The organism is Streptomyces sp. Sge12, from assembly GCF_002080455.1.
Taxonomy (GTDB): Bacteria; Actinomycetota; Actinomycetes; order Streptomycetales; family Streptomycetaceae; genus Streptomyces.
The window spans coordinates 3,019,998-3,044,754 of sequence record NZ_CP020555.1 but is presented as its reverse complement, the minus strand read 5'-3'; the positions used below and the strand labels follow the sequence as shown (position 1 = coordinate 3,044,754).

Genomic DNA, 24,757 nt, shown 5'->3' with positions numbered 1-24,757 from the left:
CGGGCGACGGCCCGCGGCGGCGATCAGACGGTCGTGATGACCTCGTCGAAGGCCAGGCGCGGGGAGCGGTCGAACCAGGCGCCCTCGGTGGCCGCCTTGCCGATGTTGATGACCATGATCGGGGTGTGGTCGGCGTCCAGGAATTCCTTCTGGATGCCGGCGAAGTCGGCGCCGGTCATCGGGCCCGCGGCCAGCCCGGCGGCGCGGATGCCGATGATGAAGTACGCGGCCTGCAGCGCGGAGTTCAGCAGGGCGGACTGCTCGCGGACCGGGCGCTCGGAGAAGAACGCGTCCTTGGCCTGCGGGAAGTGCGGAAGCAGCTGCGGGAGCTCCTCGTGGAACTCGTTGTCCGCCGAGAGGATCGCGACCAGCGGGGCGGTGGCGGTCTTGGCGTCGTTGCCCTTGGCCATGTGCTTCACGAGGCGCTCGCGGGCCTCGGGGGAGCGGACCAGGGTGATGCGCAGGGGGGTCTGGTTGAAGGCGGTGGGGCCGAACTTCACCAGGTCGTATATCGCCTGGACCTGCTCCTCGGTGACCGGCTCGTCGGAGAACGCGTTGGCCGTGCGGGCCTCGCGGAACAGCAGGTCCTGAGCGGCGGAGTCAAGAACGAGAGACATCGGGAAAGCCTTCTTCCATGCGGAGGTGAAGCGATGTCCTCGACTCTACGGCGGAAGTAGATGAAATTTCAACTAAATCGGCCTGCCGGTGACCGGGATCACTGACGGGCCGCCCCCCGGCCGCCCTTCCCGGGCCGCTCCGGTCACTCCTCCTCGGCCGGCTCGCGCGCCGCCAGCGCCGAGTCCAGCCGGGCCCGGGCCCCCTCCAGCCAGTGCCGGCAGACCTTCGCCAGCTCCTCGCCGCGCTCCCAGAGCGCGAGGGAGTCCTCCAGCGAGGTCCCGCCGGCCTCCAGCTTGCGGACGACCTCGATCAGCTCGTCGCGGGCCTGCTCGTACCCCAGCGCCGTTCCGGCCTCTGTCATTCCCGTATCCATCCTCTGCGTGTCGTGCGACCACGTGATTGCGGCCGTGTGTCGCTACTGCGAAGCGTCCGTTGCGTCCGTCGCGTGCGTGACGTCCGTCGTGTCAGCCGGCGAGACCTCCACCGAGAAGGTGCCCTCCGCCACCCGTGCGCGCAGCACCTCGTGCGGCGCCACCTCCTGCGGCGAGCGCACCACGTGGCCGTCGGCCCGCTGGAGCACGGCGTACCCGCGCTCCAGGGTCGCGGCCGGCGACAGCGCCACCACCCGGGCGAGGGTGTGGGCCAGTTCCGAGTCGGCCCGGTCCAGCAGGTGCCCCAGCGTGCGCCGGGACCGGGCCAGCAGCGCGTCCAACTCGTCCTCGCGGATCTCCACCATCCGCTGGGGGTGGACGAAGACCGGCCGGGCCAGGGCGTGCGCGAGGCCCCGTTCCTCCCGGTCGAGCAGCCCCGTGACCGCACGCAGCCCCCGCGCCTGCAGCTGGCGTACGCGCTCCAGCTCCTCCCCGACGTCCGGGACCACCTTCTTCGCCGCGTCGGTGGGCGTGGAGGCCCGGACGTCCGCGACCAGGTCCAGCAGCGGGGAGTCCGGCTCGTGGCCGATCGCCGAGACCACCGGGGTGCGGGCCCCCGCGACCGTCCGGATCACCTCCTCGTCGGAGAAGGGCAGCAGGTCCTCCACGCTGCCGCCGCCGCGCGCCACGATGATCACGTCGACCTCGTCGATCGCGTCGAGCTCCCGGACCGCCCGGACCACCTGGGGCACCGCGTGCACGCCCTGGACGGCGACGTTGCGCACCTCGAAGCGGACCGCCGGCCAGCGGCGCCGGGCGTTCTCCAAGACGTCGCGCTCGGCCGCCGAGGCCCGCCCGACCACCAGCCCGATCAGCTGCGGCAGGAAGGGCAGCGGCTTCTTGCGGTCCAGCGCGAAGAGCCCCTCGGAGGCCAGGGACCGCTTCAGCCGCTCCAGCCGGGCGAGCAGCTCCCCGATGCCGACCGGCCGTATCTCCGTGGCCCGCAGGGACAGCTGCCCGCGCGGGGCGTACCACTCGGGCTTGGCCAGCAGGACCACGCGGGCGCCCTCGGAGACCACGTCCGCGACCTCGTCGTAGACCTGGCGGAAGCAGGTCACGCTGACCGAGATGTCGTGCGAGGGATCGCGCAGCGTCAGGAAGACCACCCCCGCTCCCGGCCGCCGCGAGAGCTGCGTGATCTGCCCCTCCACCCACACCTGCCCGAGGCGCTCGATCCAGCCCCCGATGAGCCGGGACACCTGGCCTACCGGCAGCGGCGCCTCGGCCGACGTATTCAGACCCATGCGGGCAGGCTATCCGGCGCCGCCGACACCGCGTCAGGCCCCGGCGCCGGTGTCGCCGGGCAGGTCCCGGCGTCCGCGCTGGACGAACAGCACCGCCAGGCCCACCGCCAGCCACACCGCCCCCACCAGTTGCGCCGTCCAGGAGGCCTCGAAGATCACCGCGACGGTCACCGCCGCGCCCAGCACCGGCATCACCAGGTGCTTCCACCAGTTCGGCGGGCCCTCCCGCCGCTTGACCACGAACCAGCCCACCACCGAGGCGTGCAGCAGGGTGAAGGCCACCAGCGCCCCCACGTCCACGACGGAGACCAGGTGGTCGAGCCCGTCGTCGCGCCGGGCCGCCCACACGGCCGCGACCAGCGTGATCACCGCCGCCACCAGCAGCGCGGGCCGCGGGGTGCCGTGCGAGGTCCGGGCCAGCAGGCGGGGCAGCCGCCGCTCCCGGGCCATCGCGAACACCAGCCGCCCGGCCGCCGCCTGCCCCGCCAGCGCCGCGAAGGCCGCCCCGACCGCCTTGCTGACCGCCACCAGGTCGTGCAGCCAGGAGCCGGCGGCGGACTCCACCGCGTTGTAGAAGGCCGGGCCCTGCTGCGCCGGGTCCGCCGCCAGCTCCGCCGCGGACACGGGCATGAGCAGCGCGGCCAGATAGCTCTGGGCGACGAACAGCACCCCGGCCAGCGCCAGGCAGAACAGCACCGCCCGCGCCACGCGCTCCGATCCCCCCGTCACCTCCTCGGCGAAGGAGGCGATGGCGTCGAAGCCGAGGTAGGACAGGACCGCCACCGACACCGCGCCCAGGACCGCCGCCGTACTGAAGCCGAGCGAGCCGTCGCCGGTCAGCGGGGACAGCCAGCCGCGCCGCGCCCCGCCCCGGGCCAGCACGGTCACCGCGGCGACCACGAACACGAGCAGGACCACGATCTCCATGGCCAGTACGGCGAAACCCACGCGCGCGGCCGCCCGTACGCCCCACAGGTTCAGCAGGGTGGTGATCAGGACGGCCAGGGCCGTCCAGACCCACCGGGAGACCTCCGGGACCAGCGCGTTCATCGCGATCCCCGAGAAGAGGTACGCGACCGCCGGGATCAGCAGGTAGTCGAGCATCGCCATCCAGCCGGCGATCAGCCCCGGGCCCTCGCCGAGACCCTTTCGGGCGTATGTGAAGACCGACCCGGCCTGCGGGGCGACCCGCACCATCTGCGCGTAGCTGAAGGCCGTGAACGCCATCGCGACGGTCGCGCAAAGGTAGACGAGGGCCACGGCGCCGTGCGACTTGGCGTCCAGCGTGCCGAAGACGCCGACCGGGGCCATCGGGGCGATGAACAGCAGGCCGTAGACGACCAGATCCCGGAAGCCGAGGCTCCGCCGCAGCGCCGTGGGCGCCGCCGCACTGGAATCCGTAACGGAAGCCATCCGTCCTCCGGAGTATGGGCAGGTGTGCGCGGTCAGGGCTTTCGGGCAAGTGTGTGCCGTACGGGGGACGCCCGGCCTCCTGGAGACCCCCGTACGATGGAGCACATGACTGCTCCCGCCCCCGCTCCTGCTTCCCGCCGTGTCCTGCTCGCCGCGCCCCGCGGCTACTGCGCGGGCGTGGACCGAGCCGTGATCGCCGTCGAGAAAGCCCTTGAGCAGTACGGTGCGCCGGTCTACGTCCGCCACGAGATCGTGCACAACAAGTACGTCGTCCAGACGCTGGAGAAGAAGGGCGCCATCTTCGTCGAGCGCACGGAGGAGGTGCCCGAGGGGTCCATCGTGATGTTCTCCGCGCACGGTGTGGCGCCCGTGGTGCACGAGGAGGCGGCGCGCGGCAAGCTCGCGACCATCGACGCGACCTGCCCGCTGGTCACCAAGGTGCACAAGGAAGCCATCCGGTACGCGAACGAGGACTTCGACATCCTCCTCATCGGCCACGAGGGCCACGAGGAGGTCATCGGCACCTCCGGCGAGGCCCCCGACCACATCACGATCGTCGACGGCCCGCACGACGTCGACAAGGTCACCGTCCGCGACGAGTCCAAGGTCGTCTGGCTCTCCCAGACCACCCTCTCGGTCGACGAGACGATGGAGACGGTCGACGCGCTGAAGACCAAGTTCCCGCTGCTGGTCTCGCCGCCGAGCGACGACATCTGCTACGCCACCTCGAACCGGCAGGCGGCGGTCAAGGTGATGGGCGCCGACTCCGACCTGGTCATCGTGGTGGGCTCGAAGAACTCCTCGAACTCGATCCGGCTCGTCGAGGTCGCCAAGGACGCCGGCGCCAAGGCCGCGTACCTGGTCGACTACGCCAGCGAGATCGACGAGGCCTGGCTGGAGGGCGTCACCACGGTCGGCCTCACCTCGGGCGCCTCGGTGCCGGAGGTCCTGGTCGAAGAGGTCCTGGAGTGGCTGACGGTGCGCGGTTACGCGGACGTGGAGATCGTCAAGACGGCCGAGGAGTCGATCACCTTCTCGCTGCCGAAGGAACTCCGCCGCGATCTGCGGGCCGAGGCTGCCGAACTGGTCGCCGACAAGTAACTCGTTTCGTACGGTATGTCCATGCAGATCTTCGGCGTGGACATCGGCGGGTCAGGGATCAAGGGCGCTCCCGTGGACCTGGAACGTGGCGACCTGGCGCAGGAGCGCCACAAAGTACTCACACCGCAGCCGGCCACCCCCGAGGGGGTGGCCGGCTGCGTCGTCGAGGTGGTGCGCACCTTCGACTGGGACGGCCCGGTCGGAGTCACCTTCCCCGGCGTGGTCACCGGCGGCGTGACCCGTACGGCGGCCAACATGGACAAGTCCTGGATCGGCGTCGACTCGGCGACCCTGCTCTCGCGCGAGCTGGGCGGCCTGCCCGTCACGGTCCTGAACGACGCGGACGCGGCGGGGATCGCGGAGATGACGTACGGGGCCGGGCGCGGGCGGAGCGGCACCGTCCTGCTGCTCACCCTGGGGACGGGCATCGGCAGCGCCCTGTTCACGGACGGGCGGCTGGTCCCGAACTCGGAGCTCGGCCACCTGGAGCTGAAGGGCCACGACGCGGAGACGCGGGCGTCGGTGAAGGCCAAGGAGGACCACGAGCTCACGTGGGAGCGGTGGGCGCACCGGGTGCAGCGCTACCTCCAGCACGTGGAGATGCTGTTCTCCCCGGACCTCTTCATCATCGGCGGCGGCGTCAGCCGCAAGCCGGAGAAGTTCCTGCCGCTGATCGAGGGCGTGCGGGCCGAGATCGTTCCGGCGAAGCTCCAGAACAACGCGGGCATCGTGGGGGCGGCGATGGCGGCGAAGGCGGCCGAGGCGGCGAAGGAGTAGGCGGCGGGCAGGTCGGCCGGTTCACTGGGTGAGGCGGCGGGGCATCCGCCGCCGGCCGATGAGCACGGCCTTGCGGACGACGGCGATCAGCGCGGCGACGAGCGTCCCGGCGTAGAGCCAGCCCGCGTGCAGCGACAGCGCGGACACCAGCCCCATCAGCTGCCCGCCGAAGCCGCCGGAGCCGCCGGAGATCGGCCACACTCCGGCGGCGAAGGCGATGGGGACGCCGATCGGCGCGGTGATCAGGTCGGCGGGCCGGACCCAGAGCGCGGTGGCGGCCGCGACGGGCAGGAAGAGCAGCCCGTAGACGAAGAGCGAGGAGCCGAAGAGCAGCCAGCAGATCCCCGCCACCAGCACCATGGCGGCGCACGCGAACAGCCCGCCGCCGAGCCCGGTCAGCCGGGGCCGGGGCATCCGCCGCGCGAGCGGGGACCGCCGGGGGCCGCCGGCGGTCGCCTGGGCGGGCACGGCGGTGGTCCGGGGCGCCCCGCGCTGGGCCGGGGGTCGCTGCGGGTGAGGGGCCGATCGCGTCCTGTGTTGCTCCACGTGACCAAGCTAGGCGGGGCGAGCGCGGTATCGGTGTGGGGACACGCGACAACGAGTGGCACTCATCGGAAAGTAAACTGTCCGGTGGCCCACCCCCGGGCCGCCGCCCCCTCCAGCTACGGGAAGTCGCCAACGTGTCGCTCACGATCGGAATCGTCGGCCTGCCGAATGTCGGCAAGTCGACCCTGTTCAACGCCCTGACCAAGAACGACGTGCTGGCGGCCAACTACCCGTTCGCCACGATCGAGCCGAACGTCGGCGTCGTCGGCGTCCCGGACCCGCGCCTGGCCGTCCTCGCGGGCATCTTCGGCTCGCAGCGGGTGCTCCCGGCGACGGTCGACTTCGTCGACATCGCGGGCATCGTGCGCGGCGCCTCGGAGGGCGAGGGCCTCGGCAACAAGTTCCTCGCGAACATCCGCGAGTCGGACGCCATCTGCCAGGTCATCCGCGCCTTCAAGGACGAGAACGTCGTCCACGTCGACGGCAAGGTCTCGCCGAAGGACGACATCGAGACGATCAACACCGAGCTGATCCTCGCCGACCTCCAGTCGATCGAGAAGGCCGAGCCGCGCCTGACGAAGGAGTCCCGCCTCCAGAAGGAGAAGGTCGCGGTCCTCGCGGCCGTCGTCGAGGCCAAGAAGATCCTCGAAGCGGGCGACACCCTCTTCTCCAAGGGCATCACCAAGGGCACGGAGCTGGGCGACCTCCTCCACGAGCTCCACCTGCTCACGACGAAGCCCTTCCTCTACGTCTTCAACGTGGACGAGGACGAGCTGACGGACGACGCCTTCAAGGCCGAGCAGAGCGCCCTGGTCGCCCCGGCCGAGGCGATCTTCCTCAACGCCAAGCTGGAGCAGGACCTCTCCGAGCTGGACGACGAGGAGGCCCTCGAGCTCCTCCAGTCGGTCGGCCAGGAGGAGCCCGGCCTCGCCACCCTCGGCCGCGTCGGCTTCGCCACGCTGGGCCTGCAGACCTACCTGACGGCCGGCCCGAAGGAAACCCGCGCCTGGACCATCAAGCAGGGCGCGACGGCCCCCGAGGCGGCCGGCGTGATCCACACCGACTTCCAGCGCGGCTTCATCAAGGCCGAGGTCATCTCGTTCGCGGACCTGGTCGCCTGCGGCTCGGTGGCGGAAGCCCGCTCCAAGGGCAAGGCCCGCATGGAGGGCAAGGAGTACGTCATGCAGGACGGCGACGTGGTGGAGTTCCGCTTCAACGTCTGAGCGGATGACATGACGCCACGTCCTTGACGCGGCAAACGTGCAGGCGGGAACGGGGTCGGGCTCTTCTGAGCCCGACCCCGTTCAGCTGTTTCGGGGTGGTGTGAGCGTGTCGAGGTCGAGGTTGATCTCGAAGGGCACCGGCCGCTTGAGGGTGCCCCGGAAGATGCCGGCGGGTGCGTAGGCGCCGGTGGGTTCGTCGAGCTCGTAGACGTGGACGACGGGTGCCCCGTCCTCGTCCTCGATGCACCAGTAGTGCGGGATGCCGGCCTCCGCGTACTTGCGGAGCTTCACGGTGCGGTCGCGGTGGGCGGACTCGGGTGAGACGGCCTCCACGACGAGCTTCACGTCCTCCGGGGCGTACCACGTGCGGTCGGGATCGTAGGGCAGGACCGTCAGCAGGAGGTCCGGCTCGGGACGGTTGCGGGCATCGAGGCGGATCGTCATCTCGCGCTCGACCTCGAAGCCGGCGGGCGCCTGCGCCATGAGCGTGGTGGTCAGGGCGGTGAGGAGGCGGCCGTGCCAGGACCGCTGGGGCGACATCATGAAGACGAGGACTCCGTCGATCAACTCGGTGTGGCGGGGTGCCTCGGGGAGATGGTCCAGGTCCTCCGCGAACCAGCCTTCCGCGCGCGGCGGGCGCATCCAGTCGGGCAGTGCGGTCATGGCCTCACGGTAGCGGCCCGCGGCCGAACGTGAGGAGCTGAACGATCTCGGCCGAGGAATTTTCGGCCCCTTGGTTGTTCCCGTGCCGGGTCCGGTGGCCGGCGGAGGGCTGCCGATGGCTCCGGCGCCGCCGGGGAGCGGCTACGGCGACGGGATGATGCCTCCGTCCAGCGCTCCGTGGCGGATGCGTCGCGCCAGGTCGAGCTGCCCGCGCAGCAGGCGCTCGTGTTCGTCCAGCTGTGTGATCGTGTCGGCGATCGCCCGCTGGGTGGCGAGGTCGGGCAGCACGACAGGCAGCTCACCGAGCACCCTCAGGGAGATGGTCTGCATCTTCATGCTCCCCGTGGAGTGATTCTCCAGCCATGTCCTCGCCTCCGAGCCGCGCAGGTACGCCGCGAAGTAGTCGGCGTCGAGTGTGCCGGGGGGACGCAGCATGAAGCACCCGGTGCCGCACAACCAGCCGTGCTGTTCATCCCGGACGACGGCGGCTCGCCCCAGCTCCCCGCGGCGCGCGAGGACGACGTCACCGGCTCGGAGGCGGAAGCGTGCCAGCTGTGAGGCATGCCGCTCGCTGACGTACCGGATGCTGGCCGTGCTGAAGCCGTTGCCCGTCAGGTCTCTGGGCATCACGACGGGGACGCCGTCGGCTTCGACGTAGTCGTCGGCGCGGATCAAGCTCCCTGACGGTCCCGCGAGGAGCAGGCCCGGAGCGGGGGCCCCGAGCGACCCCTCCGCGGTGCCCTCCACGAGGCGTCGGAGCGGCACGCGGGGGGCCGCGGCTTCGTTGCGTGCCACCCGCTCGCTCCGGTCGAAGCTCTCGTGCAGGCGGGCAGTGGCTCCGGCCGCCGACTCTGCCAGCCCCATCAGCTCGTCGAGCAGGCGGTGCGTGTCCCGTGCCGCGGGCGGGTGCTCCCGTGACGGAGCCACGTACAGCCGGGGGTCGAGGGGGCAGCCATCGTTCTCCAGGATCTCCGTGTAGGGGACCGAGCGGGAGAAGCCGGGTTCGTCCGCGGTCGTGCGGGGCGACCGCAGCCATGCGTGGAACCGGCTGCTGATGCGCTCTCCGTCCGCCGGGCCGAGTACGCGCGCTTGGCGCGGAGCCTGCGTACCCAGCTGACTCGCGTCGATGAAGAGGACGGAGTCGGCTTCGCCGACGGGCACGTGGTGGGACTTGTCGCGGGCGAGCAGCCAGAGGTGCACGGGGACGGTCGTGTGGGCGAAGAGGCCGGCCGGGAGGGCGACGACGGCGAGGAGCGTGCCCGCGACCAGCATCCTCCTGCGGATCTCTGCCTCGCGGCCGCGTGCGAAGGCGGCGCCCGACGGCATGATCACGGCGGCCTTGCCCTTGTCGCTGAGCCGGGTCCACGCGAGCTGGAGCCAGGCGAAGTTCGCACTCGACTCCGGCGGCGACCCGAAGGGCCAGCCGAGGTGATCAAGGCCCTGGACGCGCTGGTTGAACGGCGGATTGCTCATGACGAGATCGGCCATCCCGTCGCCCGGACTCCGGAACAGCGAGCCGGGATCGGAGGCGCGTACCAGGGCCCGGTCGATTCCGTGCACGGCCAGGTTCAGCATGGCCAGGTGAGGGTTGCGGTGGTCCATGGCGTAGCCCTCGAACGAGGCGTCACCGGCATGGCCCTGCTCCGCGATGTACTGTGCGGCGGCGACGAGGACCCCCCCGGTGCCGCATGCGGGGTCCAATACGCGATCGCCGGGCTGGGGGGACAGCGATTCCGCGAGCAGACGGGTGAGCGTGCGAGGGGTGTGGTACTCGCCCGTCTGACCGGTGCTCTCCGCGACGTACCTCTCCAGGAGGAGGACACTGACCTCTTCGAGCCCGGCCTCCGTGGCCGTCGGGGGCTGCTGGAGCGCGGCGAGGAAGCCCGCCGCCCACGGCAGACCGCCCGGCGCCTCGCGGTCGTCGGCGAACACGCTCTCCACGTCCCACGGTGCTCGCACGGGAAACCGCTCGTGCCTGGTGGCGAGGAGGAGCGCCTCACGCAGGTCCCTGAGCGGTGAGTACCCGGCCTGGGCCTCCGCCGTGGCTCTCGACCACCGTTTGACCAGCTCGTCCCCCAGGTCGTCCAGCGAATCGAGGAACCCGGCGAGCAGCAGGACGGCGAGCATCGCGGCGAGGTCGCGGTCCGTGCCGCGGCCCCGCTGAAAGGGGGCGTACGCCCGCCACAGTCGGTCGACGACCGTTGCGGCAGGGCTTCTGGCGTCGGTGGTCTCCATCGGAGGCTCCTCGCTCTCTGCGCAGTGTCGCTGCGCACTCCAACGCCCTTGTCGGTGGCGTGGGTTGACCTCCACGCCTAGGCGTGGAGGTCTCACATGGAGGAAATTAGCAGCCCAGGGTGTGGCGCGAGTGGGTTCATGGCGGGCACCTGTCCGGCAACCTGCATTGTGCGCAGGAAGTCTGCGCAATGAACCCTCGCGCGTTCCGGCTGCTCATCGGGTACAGCCGAGACGGGTGGGTCGAGAGGGGGCGAGCTCGAGTGGGCGCTGAATGTGATGCAGGTCACGGCGCGGAAGTGGGGGGCAGAGCTCCCGTGGGCATTGTCTTGCAGTGCAAGGGAGTTGGTGACTATCTTGTGCCGCATGACAAAGGAGTCGGCCGTGACCGGTGACCAGCGGCGCAGTCAGCTCCTGCGGGGGGTGCTCGATCTCTGTCTGCTGTCCCTCATCGCCGAACGGCCGCGCTACGGCTTCGAGTTCGCGCAGGCGCTCGCCGACGGGGGGCTGGACCTCGTCAGTGACGGCAGCATCTATCCGCTGCTCGCGCGGATGGAGCGGGCGGGGCTCATCTCCTCGTACCGCGCCCCGTCGCCCAGCGGCGGCGCCCCGCGCAAGTACTACCGCCTGACCGAGGCGGGGCGCGCCGAGCTGGGCGGGGGCCGGGCCGACTGGCGGGCCTTCGTCGGTCCGGTGGGTCGGATCCTGGACGCCGGTACGCACTCCACGGGGGAACGCACACCATGACCAACGAGCAGATACTCGCGGCCTGCCGCAGCAACTGGGAGTACCGCGGGGTCGACGACGCCGCGATGCGGGAGATGCTCGACGAGCTCTCCGCGCACCTGGAGGACGCCGAGGCCGCCGGGCGCACCGGGCGGGACGTCGTCGGCCCGGACGTACGGGCTTTCGCCGCGGCCTGGGCGCGCGAGCGCGCCCCGTTCGCCCGGCGGGTCCTGCGCACGCTGGCCATGGCCTGTTACGCGCTCGGCTGGCTGTTGCTCTTCGCCTACCTGGTGCGGTGGACCACCCGCCTGGAGGTGACCCCCCACTACGTCGCCGCGCTGCTGGCCCTCGGCGCGGCGACGGTCGGCTTGGAGCTGCGGCGCGGAGAGATGCGGTTCTACCAGCGGTGGCTGCTCGCGCTCGCCTTCGGCCTGCCCGTCGCGGCCCTCACCAGGTGGCTGGCCGGCGACGGCGTGATCCTGACCCTCCCGCTGTGGGCCGCGCCGCTCCTGCTGCTGCCCATGGCGCCGCATGCGGTCGCCGATGTGCGGGCCCGTCGGGTCACAGGCCGCTGACCGCCGCGACCGTGAAGGTCGTGGGGGTGCCCGAGCCGGGCGACATGGGGCCGCCCTTGTCGAACTGCGAGCGGACCACCAGCGTGCGGCCGCGGGTGTGCGCGAGGGTGGTGGGGATCTGCAGGGACGGGTCCGTGAGCGTACGGGTCAGCCGCGCGCGGGTGCCGTTCGCGCCGACCTGCCAGCGGGTCAGCGTGTTGGTGGTGTTGTGCGCGACGCGCAGGGTGCCGTCGGGGGAGAGGGCGAGACCGTCGGCGGCCTTCAGGTCGCCTCCGATGAGGGTGACGCGGCGGACCGCGCCGGAGCGCAGGTCCACGCGGTAGAGGTCGCCCATCGGCATGTCCACGGCGAGGAGGTAGCGGCCCGCCGGGTCGGAGACGATGCCGTTGAGGCTGAAACCGCCCGCCGGCCGGGGGCGCAGGACCGGAGTGAGGTCGTAGGCCTCGGTCAGGACGCCGCTGCCGGCGGCCAGCTGCTCCGGGGTCACGCGGTAGATCACGCCGCGCACGCTGTCCGTGAGGTACGCCGTCCCGTCCGGGGTGAGCGTCAGGTCGTTGATGAAGCGGTCGGGAGCTCCGGCGCCCCGCGCCACCTCGAAGTGGGCCAGGCGGGACCCGTCGGCGGTGTCGTAGACCGCCACGCCGGTGGTGGAGTCGGTGACCCAGAGGCGGCCGCGGGCGTCGACCCGCAGGCCGTTCGCCGTGTGGCGGCCGTCGGTGCCGGAGGGCAGGAACACCTCCGCCTCGGAGCGGCCGGGGCGGGCCCGGTAGACGGTGCCGTCGGCGTACGAGCCCACGTAGACCGTGTGCGTGCGGGGGTCGGTGGCGATGCCCTCCGGGTAGACCTTCGCGCCGGGCAGCGAGAAGGCCGTGGATATCCGCGGGCCGCCGCCCGCCCCGGGCACTGTCCGCGCCTGCCCCTGCGCCTGTGCCGGGGCTGCCCCGAGGGTGAGGGCCGCGGCCAGGGTCAGGACGGCAGGAAGGGGCGACTTCGTCTTCATGGGTGTCCTCTACTGAGTGGGTGAAGACGAATGTAAGTTAGAGCTCTAATGCTTGCAAGGGTGGCCGTAGGATGCGGGCATGACCTCCATGGCCCCCGAGGAGCGCATCGGCTCTCACCTCAAACGTGCTGAGCAGGCGCTCCTCGCGGCGAAGAACGCGGCGTGCAAGCCGGCCGCAGTAACGGTTCCGCAGTACGCCGCGCTGCTCTGGCTCGCCGAGAAGCCCGGCATCTCGGCCGCCGCGCTCGCGCGCCTGTGCGGGGTCACGCCGCCGACCATGAACACCGTGCTGAAGAACCTTCAGGAGCGCGGGCTCATCGAGCGGACCCCGCACGAATGGCACCGCAACGTCCTGGAGACCCGGCTCACGGACGAGGGCCGTACGGTGATGGAGCTGGCGGACTCCGGCGCGGTGCGGGTGGAGCGGGCGCTCGCCGCCGCGTTCACCGGCGAGGAGCGGGAGTTGCTCATCGAACTGCTCGGGCGGTGCGCGGAGGTGCTCGACGCCCAGCGTTGAGACCGGCGGCCGAGGGCCCGGCGGGGTTCCCTGGCATGATTTTGCTCTGTTTTGGAACTGTGCGGGGGTTTCGCACATCAGAACTAGGGGATGTCCAGCCGTTCTGCCCTCGGGGGCAGTCATGACCGTTCGGAGCGAAGTCCGTGCACCAGTACCCGCAGCGCCCGCGGCCCGATGACCAGCCGTCGTACCCGGTGTACCCGCCTCCGGGGCCGGGGCCGGGGCCGGGGCCGGAGCAGGGCCAGAGCCAGGGCCAGGGCCACTACCAGGACTTCCCCGGGTACCCGGGCCCGCCGCAGCAGCAGCCGTACCAGTATGAGTACCAGCAGCCGGAGCCCGAGCGCGACCGTGAGCCCGAGCCGCAGCCGCGGCGCTCCCGGCGCCGAATATGGATCGGCGCGACGGTCGCGCTCGCGCTCCTGCTCGGCGGCGGCGGGTTCGCCGCCTGGAAGCTCGACTGGTTCTCCGGCAACGGCGAGGCCGTGAGCTTCGGGAAGAACACCCCGTCCCCGGCCGCCGGCAAGACGGACCCCAGCGCCCCCGCGACCGCTGCCACGCCCACCGGCGACCCGGACGTGCTCATGCCGACCGGCCCCAAGTCCGACTTCAAGCAGACCGCCAAGCTCGAAGACGGCACGATCATCGCCAAGACCCGCCTCACGGGCGCGAAGTCCGGCTTCGAGGGCAACGTCTGGGTGTGGGCGCCCAAGGAGTACGACGACCCGAAGTACGCCAAGAGCGCCTTCCCGGTCCTCATCTCGCTCCCCGGCGGCAACGGCTTCCCCGACAACTACTGGTCCGACCGCAGCCTCGGCCTGCAGAAGGCCATCAGCGACGGCGCCAAGGCCGGCACGAGCCTGCCGTTCGTCGTGATCATGCCGGTGCTCAATCCGGACGCCAAGTACTACTACGACGGCTCCGACATCCCCGGCCAGGCCAAGATGGGCACGTGGATCGCCGAGGACGTCCCGGACTTCGCCAAGGCCAACTTCCGTACGTACAAGTCCCGTGACGGCTGGGCCTTCATGGGCTCCTCCTCCGGCGCCTTCGTCGGCATGAAGACCGTCCTCCAGCACCCGGACCGGTTCAAGGCCGTGATCGCCAGCGGCGGCGAGATCGTGCCCGACTCCCCGCTGTGGAAGGGCCACCAGGCGGAGATGGACGCGAACAACCCGGAGAAGCTCGCCCAGAAGCTGATCGACACCAAGGGCCCCGAGGTCTACATCAACTTCCAGATCGGCACCAAGGAGAGCGGGAAGGAGCGGATGACGAAGTTCCAGCAGCAGTACGGCAAGGGACCCGTCAAGATGACCATCCGCGACATCCAGAACGGTGAGCACAACGGCTGGCACTACGTCCGGGGCATGAAGGAAGGCTCCCTGGAGTGGGTCAGCAAGGTCCTCAAGGGGCCCAAGCCCGAAGCCGGCTGACCCCGCCCGGGCCGGCTTCGGCCGCCCGCGTGGTGCTCGCCACGTCCCGCCCGTCCCAGGCAACCCATCCCGTCGTTCATACCTCTGTAAAGGGTGTAAGGGGGACCGATCGGTCCGACCCGCGCTCCTGGGTGAGCGCCGGAGAAGGAACGGGACAAAAACCGTGCAGCATGACCAGCAAGGCGACGGCAGCCCCATGACCGAGGGCGGCCGTCGCCCCCACCGCCTGCGCATGACTCTCATCAGCGGCTGCCTCGCGCTCGCCCTCGCCGGGGGCGGAGCGGCAGCGTACAAGTACGGCCTCTTCTCGGACATAGGGGATCCGGTCTCCTTCGGGAAGGTGCAGGAGAAGGCCGTCGCCGCCGCCGACGTGCCGCCCGAGGTGCTGATGCCTACCGGGCCGAAGGCCTCGTTCGTCCGCACCTACCGGCTGCCGGACGGCACCCAGATCGGCCGGACCACGCTCACCGGCAAGAAGTCCGGCTTCACGGGCGACGTGTGGGTGTGGGTACCCAAGGAGTACGACGACCCGAAGTACGCCCACAGCGGCTTCCCGGTGCTGATCTCCCTGCCCGGCGGCCGCGGCTACCCCACCAACTACTGGGGTACCGGTCCCGGGCTCGGCCTCCAGCAGGCCGTGAGCGACGGGGCCAAGGACGGGAAGAGCCTGCCCTTCATCCTGATCATGCCGGTGCACAACGCCGACACCAAGCACCACTTCGACGCCTCGGACATCCCCGGCCAGCCCAGGATGGGCACCTGGATGGTCGAAGACATCCCGGATTTCACGAAGGCCAATTTCCGGACCTGGACCTCCCGCGACGGGTGGGCCTTCATGGGCTCCTCCGCGGGCGGATTCGGTGCCTTCAAGCACGTGCTGAAGCACCCCGACCGGTTCAAGGCGGCCATCGCGAGCGGGGTCGACATCGTCCCCGACTCCCCGCTGTGGAAGGGAAACACGCAGGCCATGGATGCGGACAACCCGGAGAAGCTCGCCGCGAAGCTGATCGCGGCCGGCGGTCCGGACGTCTACATCAACTTCCAGATCGGTACGGCGGAGACCGGCCGCGACAAGGCCGAGAAGTTCATGAACGACTTCGGGAAGGGCCCCGTGCACACCTCGCTGCAGGTGATCCAGGATGGTGAGCACAACGGAAAGTCGTACGTGCGGGGTATGAGGGAGGGCTCCCTGGAGTGGATCAGCAAGGTGATGAAGGGACCGACACCCGATCCCGCCGTGCGATGAGCACGGTGGTGAAGGGGGCATCGGCCGCCGCCGCGGCCGGGATCGCGGTGCTGTGCGCCGTCGCGTTCATCAAGGCGCCCGGCGACCGGCCGGTGCTCCCCTTCCCCACCGTCGGCGTGCTCATGGCGGGCGGCGAGCACTGGTGCACGGCGAGCGTCGTCGACAGCCCCAAGGGCAACGTCGTCGCCACCGCCGCGCACTGCGTGGCCCCCGCGGGCGAGGACGGCCGCACGGGCGAGGTCGCCCACGACGGCCTGGCCATCGGCGAGCTCTCCTTCGCCCCGGCCTTCTCCGGCGAGGGCGCCGGAACCCAGCCGCTGGGGGTGTGGAAGGTCCGTTCGATCCACGTGGACGACCGCTGGACGAAATGGGGCGAGGACACCGCCGACTTCGCCTTCCTCACCATCGAGCCGGACGAGGACGGGCGCAGCGTCCAGGAGGCGGTCGGCGGCGGCGCCGAGGCCCCGAAACCCGAATGGACCTCCGGCTACGAGCGGGACGTGACCGTCGTCGGCTACCCGGAGTCCGAGCACAATCCGCAGAACAAGCCCGTCTCCTGCACGACGCAGACCCGCCACGACGAGGACGACCCCGACATGCTCTACATGAGCTGCGCCGGGTTCTGGACGGGGACCAGCGGCAGTCCCTGGATCGCCGACCGGGGCGGGCCGGACCCCGCCGGCCGGCTGATCGGGGTGCTGAGCGGCGGCGACACCGACGTGGACTCCACGGCCGCACTGTTCGACGAGCACGCGAAGGCCCTGTACGAGCGGGCCGCGGGCGGCTGAGCGCGCCCTACTTCCTGCCGCGCTCCGTACTGACGATCACGCCCACCGCCACCACGACGATCCCGCCACCGACCAGGATCGGCCAGGTCAGGGCCTCGTCGAGGATCAGCGCACCGAGCGCGACGGCGACGACCGGATTGACGTACGCGTACGTGGACACCAGCGACAGCGGCGCGGCCCGCAGCAGCCACACGTACGCCGTGAACCCGACGAGCGAGCCGATCAGGGCCAGGTAGCCCAGGGCCAGCCAGGAGGCGGTGGAGAACGCCCCCGGGTCCAGGCCGCGGTGCTCGCCGCGCAGCAGGCCGACGATCACGTCGGCGGTCCCGCCCGCGACCATCTGGTAGGCGCTGCCCGTGAACGGATTGGCCGGCAGCGGCAGCCTCGCCGAGGAGAACGAGCCCAGCGACCACAGGACCGAAGCCGCCAGCACCAGCAGCACCCCCGACAGGCGCACCGACCCGCTGAACCCGGGGCCGGTCAGCACCGCGAGCCCGGCGAGTCCCACCAGCACCCCGCCCAGGGTGCTCCGCGGGGGCCGGTCCCCGGTGCTCGCCCGCAGCACCACCACCCACATCGGCACCGCCGCCACCAGCAGCGCGGCGAGACCGGAGGGCACCGAGGTCTCCGCGAGGGCGACCAGGCCGTTCCCGCCGAGGACGAGCATCAGGCCGACCAGGACCGCCGAGCCGAGCTGCGCGCGGGTGGCGCGCAGCGCGGCCGGACCGTACCGCCACGCGACGACGGCGGCCAGCAGCAGGCCGGCGGTGATGAAGCGGGCTCCGGCGGAGAGCAGGGGCGGCATGGTCTCGACGACGATGCGGATGCCGAGGTAGGTCGAGCCCCAGACCACGTAGACGACGGCGAGGGCGGCCCAGACCGCGCCGGATGTCCTGCCGCGCGTGGCGTCGGAGGCCGCGGCGGCCCTGCCGTCCACCGGAGTTGAGGTGCCCATGTTCGGATCCTAGGGTCGTCGGGCCCCGCGGGCCCGCGGGTGTCTCAGCCCTTGAGCAGGCTGTTCAGCTCGCTGTACGGGAGGGAGTGCGCGAGCGCCCCGTACGTGCCGTCGGTGATCAGCTCCTCGGCGGCGCGGCGGACCAGGGCGTACGCGGCCTCGGCGACCCAGGAGCCGAGGCTCACGCGGGACACGCCGAGGGCGCCGAGAGCGGCGACGGTCGGGGCGTCGGGGCCGAGCAGGACGTTGAGGGGCGCGTCGATGCCCTTGGCCAGCTCGGCGACGGTGCCCGGGTCCAGGACGCCGGGCACGAAGATGCCGGTGGCGCCCGCGCGGAGGTAGGCGGAGGCGCGGGCGAGGGTGTCGTCCAGGCGGGTGGCGCTCGCGCCGAAGCCGCGGAGGTAGGTGTCGACGCGGGCGTTGATGTAGAGCGGTACCCCGGCGGCGTCGGCCGCGGCGCGGGCCGCGGCGAGGCGCTCGATCTGCTCGGCGGGGTCGCGGTGGCCGTCCTCGATGTTGATGCCGACCGCGCCGGCGGCGATGACCCCGGTGACGGTCTCGCCCACGGCGGCCGGGTCGGCGCCGAAGCCGCCCTCGATGTCGGCGGTGACGGGGACGGAGACGGCGGAGACCACCCGGGCGACGAGGTCGAGGGCCCGGTCGCGGGCGAGCGCGTCGCCGTCGGGGGACCCGAGGGACCAGGCGACGCCGGCGCTGGTGGTGGCGACGGCGGGGGCGCCGGTGGCCTCGACGATGCGGGCGCTGGCGACGTCCCAGGCGTTGGCGAGGGCGAGGGGGGCGGTGGGGGTGTGCAGGGCCGCGAACGCGGTGGCCTTGGCGGCGGTGGCCTTGGCGGCGGGAGCAACGTTGTTGGTCATGGGGCCAGTTCACCAGACGTGGTCTGCCGGGGGCTCGCGGATTTCGGACATGTAGTGCGGTGTGGGGTGCGGGTGCGGGTGCGGGGGTGGGTGCGGCGCCGTTGCCGGGGGCGCTGCCCCCGGGCCCCCGCGCCTCAAACGCCGGCGGGGCTGGAGGGGTGCCGGTGGGGCTGGAGGGGGCCCGCGCCTCACCCGCTGGAGGGGGTGCCGGTGGGGTCGGATTTGGCGCCTGCGCCGCAGAGGGGGAGGACCGCCGTGCGGCCCTGGAGGGGGTCGCCGGGGGCGGAGGGGCCCACCGCGGCCCAGCAGGCCGCCGCCGTCGGCTCGACGAAGAGGCCGCGGCCGGCCAGATCCTGCTGGGCCTCGCGCAGCCGGGAGTCGGTGACGGTCAGGAAGGTGCCGCCGGACTTGCGGACCGCGGCCAGGATCTGGCGGGCGCGGGGCGGTGCCGGGATGGCGATGCCCTCGGCCACGGTCGGCCGTTGCTCCACCGGGTCGGCGTCCTCGGCGCCCGCCGCGAACGCCCGGGCCAGCGGGGCCACCGCCTCCGCCTGGACGGCGATCAGGGCCGGCGGCCTGACCCCGCGGCGAGCCAGTTCCTCCACGGCCAGCGCCGCCCCGAGCAGCAGGGTGCCGTTGCCGACGGGGACCACCAGCGCCTCCGGGAGCCGGCCGCCCAGCTCCTCCCACACCTCGTACACGTACGTCTTGGTCCCGTGCAGGAAGTACGGGTTGAACACGTGGCTCGCGTAGAAGACCCCGGGCGCGTCCGCCGCCGTACGGGCGGCCTGCGCCGCGGCCTCACGACCGCCCGGGATCACGCGGACCACCGCCCCGTGCGCCCGCATCTGTGCCGTTTTCTTCTCCGACGTGCCCTCGGGGACGAAGACTTCGCACGCCAGCCCGGCCCGCGCGCAGTACGCGGCCACCGACGTCCCGGCGTTGCCGCTGCTGTCCGCGACGACCCGCTCCGGGGCGAGCCGCCGGGCGAGTTCCACGAGCATCACCGCGCCCCGGTCCTTGAAGGACAGGGTGGGCATCAGGAAGTCGAGTTTGGCGTGAATCCGCTCCGCCAGCGAGACCAGCGGAGTGTGTCCCTCCGCCAGTGAGACGCCGAACGCCCCCGGCAGGGGCAGCACGGACCCGTACCGCCAGAGCGAATTCGGCCCCGCGGCCGGTTCCAGCACCGCGGCCGGATCCGGCGTGAAATCGAGGTCCCAGGGCCCGCCGCAGACGGGGCACCCCCAAGGCGCAGTCCGGACGTCCGCGCGTGTACCGTCCTCTGAGCAGACGTAACCGGGGGGTGCGTGCGTCATGTGTGGAGCACCTTCGCTCGATCATGGCCGGTGTATGGCACGGATGTTACGCGTCCGTTCTTCCCTTCTGGACGCTCCGTACGTGGGTCAACCGTTCGGAGTCGGCAGCCCGTTGGGCCGTCCGGGTTGTCATGGCCACGCTTTCGCGGCGCTGCCGCACCCCTCGCATTGCACCACTTAGGAGGAGGACCGTCACATGCCCGTGATGCGTCACACCCGCCGGAGATTCGCCGGCATCAGCGCGACCGCGGTCGTGGCCCTCGCGCTCGGATCGGCTTCCGCGCTTCCCGCGTCCGCGGTCGGCGGCGGTACGGCCGGCGTCGTCCAGAACGCCGGAGCCCCGGGGTCCATACCCGGCAGCTACATCGTGACCCTGAAGGACTCCGCGGCCCGGTCCACCGCCGCGAGCGGACAGGCCGTCGCGAAGCGCTACGGCGCGAAGATCGACAAGACCTACAGCGCCGCCCTCAACGGCTACGCCGTCAAGCTCTCCGAGGCGCAGGCCAAGAAGCTCGCCGCCGACCCGGCGGTCACGTCGGTCGTGCAGAACCGCACCTTCACCGTCAGCACCACCCAGCCCACCCCGCCGTCCTGGGGGCTGGACCGTGTCGACCAGGGCGCGCTGCCGCTGAACCAGAGCTACAGCTACCCGGACAAGGCCGGTGAGGGCGTCACCGCCTACATCATCGACACCGGTGTCCGCATCACCCACCAGGACTTCGGCGGCCGCGCCTCCTACGGCTACGACGCCATCGACAACGACAGCACCGCCCAGGACGGCCACGGCCACGGCACGCACGTCGCCGGCACGGTCGCGGGCGGCTCGTACGGCGTGGCCAAGAAGGCCAAGATCGTCGGCGTCCGCGTCCTCGACAACAGCGGCAACGGTACGACGGCCCAGGTCGTCGCGGGCATCGACTGGGTGACGCGCAACGCCGTCAAGCCGGCCGTGGCCAACATGTCGCTGGGCGGCGGCGCGGACTCCGCGCTCGACGCGGCGGTGCGCAACTCGATCGCCTCCGGCATCACCTACGCGGTGGCCGCGGGCAACGAGTCCTCCAACGCCTCGACCAAGTCCCCGGCCCGCGTCACCGAGGCCATCACGGTCGGCGCCACCACCAGCACCGACGCGCGGGCGAGCTACTCCAACTTCGGCACCGTGCTGGACATCTTCGCGCCGGGCTCCGCCATCACCTCCGCGTGGGGCACCGGGGACACCGCCACCAACACGATCAACGGCACGTCGATGGCCACGCCGCACGTGGCCGGCGCGGCCGCGGTGTACCTCTCGCAGAACCCGGCCAGCACCCCGACCCAGGTGGCCACGGCCCTGGTCGGCTCGTCCACCCCGAACGTGGTGGGCGGCGGCGGTACGGGTTCCCCCAACCGCCTGCTCCGCGTCGTCGCCCAGGGCCCCGTCCCGCCGGGCAAGCGCTTCGAGAACACCGCCGACCAGGCGGTGGGCGACAACGCGACCGCCGAGTCGTCCATCACCGTCAGCGGTGTCGTGGGCAACGCCCCGTCGGCGCTGCAGGTCCCGATCGACATCAAGCACCCGTACATCGGTGACCTCAAGGTGGACCTGGTCGCGCCCGACGGCAGCGTCTACACGCTGCACAACCGTGCCAACGGCGGCGACGACAACATCATCAGGACCTTCACCGTGAACGCCTCGGCGGAGACGGCGAACGGCGTCTGGAAGCTGCGCGTGAACGACAACTCGACCGGCGACACCGGGAAGATCGACTCCTGGGCGCTGCAGTTCTGAGCTCCTGAGCGGCGGGACCCGCGGGCGCCGAACGGGCCGTGGGCAACAGCGGGGGTGACCGGTCGGCCGGTCACCCCCGCTGCGTACTATTTCGCGCATGCGTTCGCGCCCCGCGGGGCGCGCCCCGCGATGCCCCCTGCGATGGAGTCCACGCCCGTGAGCACCCCGCCGACCCCTCCTCCCGGACCGGGCCACTCCTGGCCCCCGCCGTCCCCGTGGCCGGGCTGGGGTCCGCAGCCCGGCCACGGCCAGCATCCGCCCGCGCTCAACGGCTTCGCGCTCGCCTCGCTCCTCTCCGGGCTGCTGTGCTTCCCGCCGCTCGGCGTGGCCTTCGGCATCGCGGCGCTCGTGCAGATCTCGAAGAGGGGGGACCGGGGCAGGGCCATGGCGATCACCGGTCTGGTGGTCTCGGTGCTGATGACCGGTGCCCTGGTCCTCGCGGCGGAGCGGGTCCTCGCGGCCGTCGACGACCGGGTCGCCCCGCTGAGCGAGTACGCCGACGTCGAGGGCGACCTGACGGACCTGAGCGACCTGCGGCCGGGCGACTGCTTCAACGTTCCCGGCGGTGACCTGATCGACGAGCGGCCGGTGACCTACCGGATCGACTGCGCGCAGGTGCACCACGGTGAGGTCACCGCGTCGAAGGTGCTGGAGACGGTGGACGGACCCGAGTCGGCCGACTCCGACCGGGACTCCGAGGACGCGTGCTGGAAGGCCCAGGACGAGTATGCGATGGACACGTGGGCGCTCCCCGAGTACGCGGAGATGTTCTACTACGCGCCCTCGCGCCAGTCCTGGCACCAGGGGGACCGGGTGCTGCTCTGCGTGATCGGGACGACCGACGAGGAGTGGCGGGGCAGCCTGCGCCGGGACGCGGGGATGCTGAAGCCCGAGCAGTCGGCCTTCCTGCGGGCCGTCAACGCCGTCGAGTTCGTGATGAGCCGGCCCCCCGAGGACGACGTGGAGGACGCGCTGCCCGAGTACCAGGCGTGGGCGCGGGCGGTGAGCGCGGCGCTGGGCACCGAGGCCAAGCTCCTCCAGGGCGACGTGGCGCGGGCCGGGCTGGAGAAGGCGGCCCCGGCACAGCTCAAGGAGATCGAGGCGGCGCGCGCGGAGTGGCAGCGGGCCGCGCAGGCGAAGACGGCGCAGGAGTTCGACCGGCAGTGGGACCGGGCGCTCGCCGCGATGTCGGTGGAGACGGAGAAGGAACTGCGCGGTGCGTACGGGCTTTCGACGGTGATCCCGCAGTGGCTGCAGGACGGTCAGGACGACCTGGAGGAAGGGGACGACGGGTCCCTCGACGGCCCCTCGGCCGAGTCGGTGTGACGTCGTCCGGGTAACGCAGGGTAACGGGTTTGAGTGACCTGGCTTCATCACTTCGGGTGAAACTCTGGCCCTTGCTTGCGGTCTTCAACCGTCGGTTGCCAGGGTGTAGCTGTCTGTCAACCTGATGGGAGTGGCCAGTGACTTTCGGTGAGCAGCCGGCCTATCTGCGCGTGGCCGGGGACCTGCGACGGAAGATCGTCGACGGTTCTCTGCCCCCGCACGCCCGGCTCCCCTCTCAGGCACGCATCCGCGAGGAGTACGGGGTCTCCGACACCGTGGCTCTGGAGGCGCGCAAGGTCCTCATGGCGGAGGGGCTGGTCGAGGGCCGGTCCGGATCCGGCACATACGTACGGGAACAGCCGGTCCCGCGGCGGGTCGCCCGCGCCGGGTACCGCACGGGCGGCGCCTCGACGCCGTTCCGGCAGGAACAGGCCGACGCGGGCGCGCGCGGCACCTGGGAGTCGAGCAGCGAGCAGACGGGCGCGCCCACGGAGATCGCCAAGCGGCTCGGCATCGAGCCGGGCGAACGGGTCATGCGCACGCGGTACGTCTTCCGGGACGCGGGGGAGGCCATGATGCTCTCCACCTCCTGGGAGCCGCTCGCCGTGACCGGCCGGACCCCCGTGATGCTGCCGGAGGAAGGGCCGCTGGGCGGCTCCGGCGTGGTCGACCGGATGGCCGCGATCGACGTCGTCGTGGACAACGTGGTGGAGGAGGTCGGCGCGCGGCCCGGACTGGCGGAGGAGATCATGCTCCTCGGCGGGGTCCCGGGGCACGTGGTGCTGGTGATCGGCCGCACCTACTACGCGTCCGGCCGGGCCGTGGAGACGGCCGACGTGGTGGTCCCGGCGGACCGGTACCGCCTCGCGTACCACCTTCCGGTGCGGTAGCCGCACGCGCCGGCGCGTGAACCCCCGGGCGCTGTCCGGGGGTTCACGCGCGCCCGGCGCGACGCCGTCCACCCGGCGGGTTTCGGCGCGATGGTGATCGGCTGCGCCGCCCCGGTCCCCGCGTCCTCGGACCGTTCGGTCCGCATGCCGGGACCCGCGCCCCGCTCCGCACGGCCGGGCCCGTTCCGCACGCCCCGCCGCCTCCTCGGCGCCACCTGCGCGGACGCCCCCGGTGCGGCGGCGCGGTGGCCCCGCCCGGGCCTCCTGTGCGCCCCGTTCGAACCGGCGCGCACGGCCCGCTCGTACGCATGGCCGGATGCGTACGCCTGTGAGGTACCTCTTCGTGAAAAACCGTATCCGCTCCGTAAAGGTCGGGCGTAAGCTCGGGCATATGCGCAATGCGGTTTCCCGGGCAGATACGTCGGCGGAGGGTGAAACGCGATGAACGACAGCGGTGCCCTGCTTCCGTGGCTGGTCATACGTGAGGACGACAACGGCAACCGCTACCGGGTGGGCCGGTACGCCACCCGGGCCGAGGCCCAGAAGGTCGCCGACAGCCTCGACGACCGAGGACACAAGCAGCTCTACTGGGTCGAGCGGATGGGTCGGACCGCCACGATGAACTGAGCGTCGCAGCGCCTGACGACGCTGACATAGGCTCCGCCCATGACGGTACGAGTGGTCGTGGGCGGAGCCCTTTGTCATGAGGGGCGCCTGCTGGCCGCCCGCCGCAGCGCACCGCCCGAGCTCGCCGGACGCTGGGAGCTGCCCGGCGGCAAGGCCGAACCGGGTGAGTCCGTCCCCGAGGCGCTGGTGCGCGAACTGCGCGAGGAGCTCGGCGTGGAGACCGAGCCGCTGGAGCGGATCCCGGGGGAGTGGCCGCTGCGGCCCGGTCTCGTCCTGCACGTGTGGACCGCCCGGCTGCTCTCGGGGGTGCCCGCACCGCTGGAGGACCACGACGAGCTGCGCTGGCTCGGGCCGGAGGAGCTGGAGTCGGTGGACTGGCTCGACCAGGACCGGCCCGCCGTCGCCGAGGCCGGCCGCCGACTGCTCCGGGACGGCGGCCGTGGCAGTGGTGGGGGCGCGTGACGCTC

At 71.9% G+C, this 24,757-nt stretch carries 25 protein-coding genes; 14 read left to right on the top strand and 11 right to left on the bottom strand.

Features of this window, described 5'->3' with window-relative positions; all coding sequences use genetic code 11:
• Positions 1–23: 23 nt before the first annotated feature.
• The 4 genes from B6R96_RS13200 to B6R96_RS13185 form a co-directional block, all read right to left on the bottom strand.
• On the bottom strand, positions 24–617 hold the full coding sequence (locus B6R96_RS13200) for a malonic semialdehyde reductase (RefSeq protein ID WP_030385818.1): 594 nt from the start codon (positions 615–617) through the stop codon (positions 24–26).
• A 143-nt stretch (positions 618–760) separates the two neighbouring features.
• The gene (locus tag B6R96_RS13195) at positions 761–979 is read right to left on the bottom strand and encodes an exodeoxyribonuclease VII small subunit (RefSeq protein WP_030385819.1); all 219 of its coding nucleotides are present in this window, start codon (positions 977–979) and stop codon (positions 761–763) included.
• A gap of 54 nt (positions 980–1,033) precedes the next feature.
• On the bottom strand, positions 1,034–2,293 hold the full coding sequence (xseA, locus tag B6R96_RS13190) for an exodeoxyribonuclease VII large subunit (protein ID WP_081522543.1): 1,260 nt from the start codon (positions 2,291–2,293) through the stop codon (positions 1,034–1,036).
• Between the two features lie 33 nt (positions 2,294–2,326).
• Positions 2,327–3,706, bottom strand: a complete 1,380-nt coding sequence (locus tag B6R96_RS13185; RefSeq protein ID WP_081522542.1) for an APC family permease — start codon at positions 3,704–3,706, stop codon at positions 2,327–2,329.
• A gap of 96 nt (positions 3,707–3,802) precedes the next feature.
• Here B6R96_RS13185 and B6R96_RS13180 point away from each other — a divergent pair, with 96 nt between their 5' ends.
• Positions 3,803–4,807, top strand: coding sequence for a 4-hydroxy-3-methylbut-2-enyl diphosphate reductase (locus B6R96_RS13180; RefSeq protein ID WP_030385822.1), 1,005 nt, complete (start codon positions 3,803–3,805; stop codon positions 4,805–4,807).
• A 21-nt stretch (positions 4,808–4,828) separates the two neighbouring features.
• Entirely contained in the window at positions 4,829–5,584 is a 756-nt protein-coding gene (gene ppgK / locus B6R96_RS13175) for a polyphosphate--glucose phosphotransferase (RefSeq protein ID WP_081522541.1), read from the top strand.
• A gap of 21 nt (positions 5,585–5,605) precedes the next feature.
• Here the strand turns inward: ppgK and B6R96_RS13170 are convergent, their stop codons facing one another.
• On the bottom strand, positions 5,606–6,130 hold the full coding sequence (locus B6R96_RS13170; protein ID WP_401334404.1) for a DUF6542 domain-containing protein: 525 nt from the start codon (positions 6,128–6,130) through the stop codon (positions 5,606–5,608).
• Between the two features lie 134 nt (positions 6,131–6,264).
• Between B6R96_RS13170 and ychF the strand changes: the two genes are divergently transcribed.
• On the top strand, positions 6,265–7,353 hold the full coding sequence (gene ychF / locus B6R96_RS13165; RefSeq protein WP_030385825.1) for a redox-regulated ATPase YchF: 1,089 nt from the start codon (positions 6,265–6,267) through the stop codon (positions 7,351–7,353).
• A gap of 81 nt (positions 7,354–7,434) precedes the next feature.
• Here ychF and B6R96_RS13160 read toward each other — a convergent pair whose 3' ends face one another.
• Both B6R96_RS13160 and B6R96_RS13155 read right to left on the bottom strand, forming a co-directional pair.
• Positions 7,435–8,016 (bottom strand): Uma2 family endonuclease, encoded by a 582-nt coding sequence (locus tag B6R96_RS13160; protein ID WP_081522540.1) that lies wholly within the window; start codon positions 8,014–8,016, stop codon positions 7,435–7,437.
• A gap of 141 nt (positions 8,017–8,157) precedes the next feature.
• Complete coding sequence (locus B6R96_RS13155) at positions 8,158–10,251, bottom strand: type I restriction-modification system subunit M/S (protein ID WP_081522539.1); 2,094 nt, start codon at positions 10,249–10,251, stop codon at positions 8,158–8,160.
• A 363-nt stretch (positions 10,252–10,614) separates the two neighbouring features.
• Here B6R96_RS13155 and B6R96_RS13150 point away from each other — a divergent pair, with 363 nt between their 5' ends.
• Together B6R96_RS13150 and B6R96_RS13145 are read left to right on the top strand one after the other, a co-directional pair.
• Positions 10,615–10,995, top strand: coding sequence for a PadR family transcriptional regulator (locus B6R96_RS13150; protein ID WP_051779178.1), 381 nt, complete (start codon positions 10,615–10,617; stop codon positions 10,993–10,995).
• Positions 10,992–11,549 (top strand): hypothetical protein, encoded by a 558-nt coding sequence (locus tag B6R96_RS13145; RefSeq protein ID WP_081522538.1) that lies wholly within the window; start codon positions 10,992–10,994, stop codon positions 11,547–11,549. The genes B6R96_RS13150 and B6R96_RS13145 overlap by 4 nt, the downstream gene beginning before the upstream one ends.
• Here the strand turns inward: B6R96_RS13145 and B6R96_RS13140 are convergent.
• On the bottom strand, positions 11,536–12,549 hold the full coding sequence (locus B6R96_RS13140) for an SMP-30/gluconolactonase/LRE family protein (RefSeq protein ID WP_081522537.1): 1,014 nt from the start codon (positions 12,547–12,549) through the stop codon (positions 11,536–11,538). The two genes, B6R96_RS13145 and B6R96_RS13140, sit on opposite strands and share 14 nt — an antisense overlap.
• Before the next feature lie 79 nt (positions 12,550–12,628).
• On the opposite strand from B6R96_RS13140, the gene B6R96_RS13135 reads away from it, so the two are divergent.
• The 4 genes from B6R96_RS13135 (at position 12,629) to B6R96_RS13120 (ending at position 16,530) form a co-directional block, all read left to right on the top strand.
• Positions 12,629–13,066 (top strand): MarR family winged helix-turn-helix transcriptional regulator, encoded by a 438-nt coding sequence (locus B6R96_RS13135; RefSeq protein WP_030385831.1) that lies wholly within the window; start codon positions 12,629–12,631, stop codon positions 13,064–13,066.
• Positions 13,067–13,209: 143 nt separating this feature from the next.
• Entirely contained in the window at positions 13,210–14,496 is a 1,287-nt protein-coding gene (locus B6R96_RS13130) for an alpha/beta hydrolase (protein ID WP_443069890.1), read from the top strand.
• 232 nt (positions 14,497–14,728) lie between these two features.
• Positions 14,729–15,742, top strand: a complete 1,014-nt coding sequence (locus B6R96_RS13125) for an alpha/beta hydrolase (RefSeq protein ID WP_237291410.1) — start codon at positions 14,729–14,731, stop codon at positions 15,740–15,742.
• A gap of 8 nt (positions 15,743–15,750) precedes the next feature.
• On the top strand, positions 15,751–16,530 hold the full coding sequence (locus B6R96_RS13120; protein WP_237291409.1) for a trypsin-like serine peptidase: 780 nt from the start codon (positions 15,751–15,753) through the stop codon (positions 16,528–16,530).
• Positions 16,531–16,537: 7 nt separating this feature from the next.
• Here the strand turns inward: B6R96_RS13120 and B6R96_RS13115 are convergent, their stop codons facing one another.
• From B6R96_RS13115 to B6R96_RS13105, 3 genes are all read right to left on the bottom strand, one after another.
• Positions 16,538–17,485 carry an EamA family transporter gene (locus B6R96_RS13115; protein WP_081522534.1) on the bottom strand — a complete coding sequence of 316 codons (948 nt, stop codon included), beginning with the start codon at positions 17,483–17,485 and terminating at the stop codon, positions 16,538–16,540.
• Positions 17,486–17,529: 44 nt separating this feature from the next.
• Positions 17,530–18,363, bottom strand: coding sequence for an isocitrate lyase/PEP mutase family protein (locus tag B6R96_RS13110; RefSeq protein WP_081522533.1), 834 nt, complete (start codon positions 18,361–18,363; stop codon positions 17,530–17,532).
• A 188-nt stretch (positions 18,364–18,551) separates the two neighbouring features.
• Entirely contained in the window at positions 18,552–19,679 is a 1,128-nt protein-coding gene (locus B6R96_RS13105; RefSeq protein WP_081522532.1) for a threonine synthase, read from the bottom strand.
• Positions 19,680–19,875: 196 nt separating this feature from the next.
• Here B6R96_RS13105 and B6R96_RS13100 point away from each other — a divergent pair, with 196 nt between their 5' ends.
• The 5 genes from B6R96_RS13100 to B6R96_RS13080 all read left to right on the top strand — a co-directional run bounded on the left by B6R96_RS13100 (position 19,876) and on the right by B6R96_RS13080 (position 24,752).
• Complete coding sequence (locus B6R96_RS13100; protein WP_081522531.1) at positions 19,876–21,447, top strand: S8 family peptidase; 1,572 nt, start codon at positions 19,876–19,878, stop codon at positions 21,445–21,447.
• Between the two features lie 156 nt (positions 21,448–21,603).
• Entirely contained in the window at positions 21,604–22,773 is a 1,170-nt protein-coding gene (locus B6R96_RS13095) for a DUF4190 domain-containing protein (protein ID WP_159396321.1), read from the top strand.
• Between the two features lie 137 nt (positions 22,774–22,910).
• Entirely contained in the window at positions 22,911–23,663 is a 753-nt protein-coding gene (locus tag B6R96_RS13090; protein WP_052873914.1) for a GntR family transcriptional regulator, read from the top strand.
• A gap of 441 nt (positions 23,664–24,104) precedes the next feature.
• Positions 24,105–24,290: an SPOR domain-containing protein gene (locus B6R96_RS13085; RefSeq protein ID WP_030385841.1), complete on the top strand. Its 186-nt coding sequence runs from the start codon at positions 24,105–24,107 to the stop codon at positions 24,288–24,290.
• Positions 24,291–24,329: 39 nt separating this feature from the next.
• The gene (locus tag B6R96_RS13080; protein WP_030385842.1) at positions 24,330–24,752 is read left to right on the top strand and encodes a (deoxy)nucleoside triphosphate pyrophosphohydrolase; all 423 of its coding nucleotides are present in this window, start codon (positions 24,330–24,332) and stop codon (positions 24,750–24,752) included.
• Positions 24,753–24,757: the final 5 nt, after the last annotated feature.

Coding starts and splice junctions, on each gene's coding strand:
- B6R96_RS13200 (WP_030385818.1), bottom strand. CDS start 617: ATGTCTCTCGTTCTTGACTCCGCCGCTCAGGACCTGCTGTTCCGCGAG.
- B6R96_RS13195 (WP_030385819.1), bottom strand. CDS start 979: ATGACAGAGGCCGGAACGGCGCTGGGGTACGAGCAGGCCCGCGACGAG.
- xseA (WP_081522543.1), bottom strand. CDS start 2,293: ATGGGTCTGAATACGTCGGCCGAGGCGCCGCTGCCGGTAGGCCAGGTG.
- B6R96_RS13185 (WP_081522542.1), bottom strand. CDS start 3,706: ATGGCTTCCGTTACGGATTCCAGTGCGGCGGCGCCCACGGCGCTGCGG.
- B6R96_RS13180 (WP_030385822.1), top strand. CDS start 3,803: ATGGAGCACATGACTGCTCCCGCCCCCGCTCCTGCTTCCCGCCGTGTC.
- ppgK (WP_081522541.1), top strand. CDS start 4,829: ATGCAGATCTTCGGCGTGGACATCGGCGGGTCAGGGATCAAGGGCGCT.
- B6R96_RS13160 (WP_081522540.1), bottom strand. CDS start 8,016: ATGACCGCACTGCCCGACTGGATGCGCCCGCCGCGCGCGGAAGGCTGG.
- B6R96_RS13155 (WP_081522539.1), bottom strand. CDS start 10,251: ATGGAGACCACCGACGCCAGAAGCCCTGCCGCAACGGTCGTCGACCGA.
- B6R96_RS13150 (WP_051779178.1), top strand. CDS start 10,615: ATGACAAAGGAGTCGGCCGTGACCGGTGACCAGCGGCGCAGTCAGCTC.
- B6R96_RS13145 (WP_081522538.1), top strand. CDS start 10,992: ATGACCAACGAGCAGATACTCGCGGCCTGCCGCAGCAACTGGGAGTAC.
- B6R96_RS13140 (WP_081522537.1), bottom strand. CDS start 12,549: ATGAAGACGAAGTCGCCCCTTCCTGCCGTCCTGACCCTGGCCGCGGCC.
- B6R96_RS13135 (WP_030385831.1), top strand. CDS start 12,629: ATGACCTCCATGGCCCCCGAGGAGCGCATCGGCTCTCACCTCAAACGT.
- B6R96_RS13125 (WP_237291410.1), top strand. CDS start 14,729: ATGACTCTCATCAGCGGCTGCCTCGCGCTCGCCCTCGCCGGGGGCGGA.
- B6R96_RS13115 (WP_081522534.1), bottom strand. CDS start 17,485: ATGGGCACCTCAACTCCGGTGGACGGCAGGGCCGCCGCGGCCTCCGAC.
- B6R96_RS13110 (WP_081522533.1), bottom strand. CDS start 18,363: ATGACCAACAACGTTGCTCCCGCCGCCAAGGCCACCGCCGCCAAGGCC.
- B6R96_RS13105 (WP_081522532.1), bottom strand. CDS start 19,679: ATGACGCACGCACCCCCCGGTTACGTCTGCTCAGAGGACGGTACACGC.
- B6R96_RS13100 (WP_081522531.1), top strand. CDS start 19,876: ATGCCCGTGATGCGTCACACCCGCCGGAGATTCGCCGGCATCAGCGCG.
- B6R96_RS13085 (WP_030385841.1), top strand. CDS start 24,105: ATGAACGACAGCGGTGCCCTGCTTCCGTGGCTGGTCATACGTGAGGAC.
- B6R96_RS13080 (WP_030385842.1), top strand. CDS start 24,330: ATGACGGTACGAGTGGTCGTGGGCGGAGCCCTTTGTCATGAGGGGCGC.